Raw genomic sequence first — 3,110 nt, forward strand, 5'->3', positions numbered from 1 at the left:
GTACAGCGAGTCGATCTTCGAGTCGCGGATGTACTGCTCGATCGGGTAGGCAGCAGCCCGCCCGTCGGCGTCGACCAGCCGTGCCGGGGTCGTCGAGCAGGGTGTCGTCAAGCGCCATCGGAACCGGGTTCGCTTTCGCGCCCGTCCGCGTCTCCCGCCGGGTCCGACCCGGACGCGTCCCCCGCCGGACCGGGCCCGGTCGGCTCACCAGCCGGACTCGGCCCGGCCTCCGCACCGTCCCCGGGCGGCGGCGTCGCCTCGTCCAGCAACAGCACCGGAATCCCGTCGCGCACCTCGTACATCCGCCCACAGGAGGTGCACGTCAACGCGTCGGCCTCCGGGTCGTCGGGCGTTCCCGGCCGCAACGGCGCGTGGTCCGGCGCGGGACAGGCGAGGATCTCCAGGAGCTGCGCATCGAGCGTGACGGCCATGCTTCCTCTCTACCACTCCACGGCTGAAACCCGCGGCGAGTCAGCCGCGGACGATCGCGAGCACCTCGTCGGTGAGCGACCGGACGGAGGCCTCGTCGGGAGCCTCCACGTTGAGACGGAGCAACGGCTCGGTGTTGGAGGCACGCAGATTGAACCAGCCCGCGTCCCCCAGATCGACCGTGAGGCCGTCGAGGTCGTCCACCCCGACGCCGTCGCGGCTCTCGAAGGCCTTCCGGACGGCCGCCATCCTCCCCGCCTGGTCCTCGACCGTCGAGTTGATCTCACCGGAGGCCGCGTACCGGGTGTAGTCGGCGGCCAGCGCGGACAGCGGACCGTCCTGCTCGCCGAGGGCCGCCAGCACGTGCAGTGCCGCGAGCATGCCGGTGTCGGCCCGCCAGAAGTCCCGGAAGTAGTAGTGCGCCGAGTGCTCGCCGCCGAAGATGGCGTTCGTGCGCGCCATCGTCTCCTTGATGAACGAGTGACCGACCCGGGTGCGCACGGGATTGCCACCGTGCTCGGCCACGAGTTCGGCGACGGCCTTCGAGGTGATCAGATTGTGGATGATCGTCGCCCCCGGCTCCTTGGCCAGCTCCCGCACGGCGACCAGCGCGGTGATCGCGCTCGGCGAGACGGGGTCGCCGTTCTCGTCCACGACGAAGCACCGGTCGGCGTCCCCGTCGAAGGCCAGGCCGAGGTCGGCGCCGACCTCGCGGACCTTGGCCTGCAGGTCGACGAGGTTGGCCGGGTCGAGCGGGTTGGCCTCGTGGTTGGGGAAGGTGCCGTCGAGTTCGAAGTACAGCGGCACGACCCGGATCGGCAGCCCGTCGAAGACCCGGGGGACGGTCAGTCCGCCCATCCCGTTACCCGCGTCGACCACGACGGTCAGGGGGCGGCTTCCGGTGAGATCGACGAGTGTGCGCAGGTGGTCGGCGTAGTCGGCGAGCACGTCCCGCTCGGTGACCGTGCCCGTCTGACCGGCGAACTCGGGCACGCCCTGTTCGACGGTGTCGCGGATCTCGGCGAGCCCGGAGTCCTGCCCGACCGGCGCCGCGCCGGCGCGGCAGAGCTTGATGCCGTTGTACCGGGCGGGGTTGTGGCTCGCGGTGAACATCGCGCCGGGCATGTTCAGCGCGCCGGAGGCGAAATACAGCTCGTCGGTGCTGGCGAGGCCGATCGACACGACGTCGAGTCCCTGCGAGGTGACGCCCCGCGCGAACGCGGCCGCCAGTCCCGGCGACGAGTCCCGCATGTCGTGCCCGACCACCACCGTGGGCGAGTCCGGCTTGATCAGCAACGCGAAGGCGGCTCCGAAGTCGGCGACCAGCTTTTCGTCCAGGTCCGCACCGACCACGCCACGGATGTCATAGGCCTTCACGATGGCCGACAGGTCTGTCACGCCTCTCCCCGATCGTTTCCGATGTGGCTTTCCGCAAGCCTCGATACCCGCCGGGAAGCCTACCGACACGTTTCCCAGGGTCAGGCGCGGCCGGGCAGGACCCGCAGGTGCCCGCGCCGCCCGGTCGCTCTGGGCTCTTCCTCCGGCTGCTGCGCGGAAGTGGGACGGTCGGAGCGGCCCGCCTCGCGCACCGCCTCGGCCAGCGCCGTCAATTCGTCACTGGAGGGTTCCGGAGCCGCGAACTCGCCCTCGTGGCGCACGACCTCCCAGCCCTTCGGCGCGGTCAGCCGCAGGGCGTGGGCCTCGCACAGGTCGTACGAGTGGGGCTCCGACGCCGTCGCCAGGGGACCGACCACGGCCGTGGAGTCGCTGTAGGCGTAGGTCAGCGTGGCGACAGCGGGTTCGAGGCAACCCGTTCGCGAACACTTCCGCACGCTCCGCACGGTTTCTCACCATAGCCGGTACGGCAACGCCCGTGCCTGGCGACACACCGGAAACGTGCACGACCGTGGGCGCGTACCCTTCCCCACGTGGCTAGGGCTGGAGGTTCGCGTCAGCGGCACCGTCCGCGCCGGGACCGGCACGGGCGCGGGCTGCGGGGTCCGCTGTACCCGGCGACACTGCCAGCCGCGTCGAGCCGGGCCGAGAAGTTCGACGCCCTCGTACTCGACGCGCTCGAACCCATCGAGGCCCGCTGGCGGCACGACCTGACCGAACTCGACGTCGCCGTGGACGAGGTGCCCGAGGTCGGTGCCGAGATCCCGGCCGCCGAGGCCGACGGCATCCTGCTCGATGGTTCCGTGCCGCTCTCCCGGCTCGTGCGCGCCGGGGTCGACCGGACGGGCCTGCCGACCCGCGCGCGGATCGTGCTGTACCGGCGCCCGCTCGAGGCTCGGGCCAAGGACCCGGCCGAACTGTCCGAGCTCGTCCACGACGTGCTCGTCGAACAGGTCGCCAACTACCTCGGCGTGGAGCCCGACATCATCGACGGCGGCTGATCCCGCTCTGCCGCGCACCCGGTGACGGCCGAGCGCGGCGGGCACGCCGTCACGACGCCGTGCGCCGGGACGGCACCGCCGTGAGCACGGTGAACAGCAGCGCGGCGAGCTGCGCCGACAGGAACGCCTCGTGCGGGCCCCGCGCGCGGGTGACCGTGACCTCGGAGGTGTGGGCGGGCACCCGCACCGCGACCTGGCCACCCCAGGCCGAACGGACGGCGACGTCCTCACCGTCGACGGTGGCCGACCACCCCGGCCCGGTGCGCGCCGCCAGCACCAGGGCAC

The 3,110-nt window shown here is 72.0% G+C and carries 4 protein-coding genes and 1 pseudogene; 1 reads left to right on the forward strand and 4 read right to left on the reverse strand.

Translation table 11 applies throughout. From position 1 onward, the window contains the following. Positions 1-107: 107 nt before the first annotated feature. From SACSA_RS26625 to SACSA_RS0105540, 3 genes are all read right to left on the reverse strand, one after another. Positions 108-431 carry a Trm112 family protein gene (locus tag SACSA_RS26625; RefSeq protein WP_019814175.1) on the reverse strand — a complete coding sequence of 108 codons (324 nt, stop codon included), beginning with the start codon at positions 429-431 and terminating at the stop codon, positions 108-110. 40 nt (positions 432-471) lie between these two features. After that, the gene (locus SACSA_RS0105535; RefSeq protein WP_019814176.1) at positions 472-1,827 is read right to left on the reverse strand and encodes a phosphomannomutase/phosphoglucomutase; all 1,356 of its coding nucleotides are present in this window, start codon (positions 1,825-1,827) and stop codon (positions 472-474) included. Between the two features lie 80 nt (positions 1,828-1,907). After that, a complete protein-coding gene (locus SACSA_RS0105540) occupies positions 1,908-2,270 on the reverse strand; it encodes a DUF3499 domain-containing protein (RefSeq protein WP_019814177.1) in 363 nt (120 codons plus the stop codon). A gap of 87 nt (positions 2,271-2,357) precedes the next feature. On the opposite strand from SACSA_RS0105540, the gene SACSA_RS0105545 reads away from it, so the two are divergent. Beyond that, positions 2,358-2,825 carry a metallopeptidase family protein gene (locus tag SACSA_RS0105545; protein ID WP_019814178.1) on the forward strand — a complete coding sequence of 156 codons (468 nt, stop codon included), beginning with the start codon at positions 2,358-2,360 and terminating at the stop codon, positions 2,823-2,825. Positions 2,826-2,874: 49 nt separating this feature from the next. Here the strand turns inward: SACSA_RS0105545 and SACSA_RS21690 are convergent. Beyond that, positions 2,875-3,110 (reverse strand): annotated as a pseudogene (locus tag SACSA_RS21690) (hypothetical protein); the annotation flags it as partial.

The organism is Saccharomonospora saliphila YIM 90502 (assembly GCF_000383795.1).
In the GTDB taxonomy this organism is placed as follows: domain Bacteria; phylum Actinomycetota; class Actinomycetes; order Mycobacteriales; family Pseudonocardiaceae; genus Saccharomonospora; species Saccharomonospora saliphila.

Coding starts and splice junctions, on each gene's coding strand:
- SACSA_RS26625 (WP_019814175.1), bottom strand. CDS start 431: ATGGCCGTCACGCTCGATGCGCAGCTCCTGGAGATCCTCGCCTGTCCC.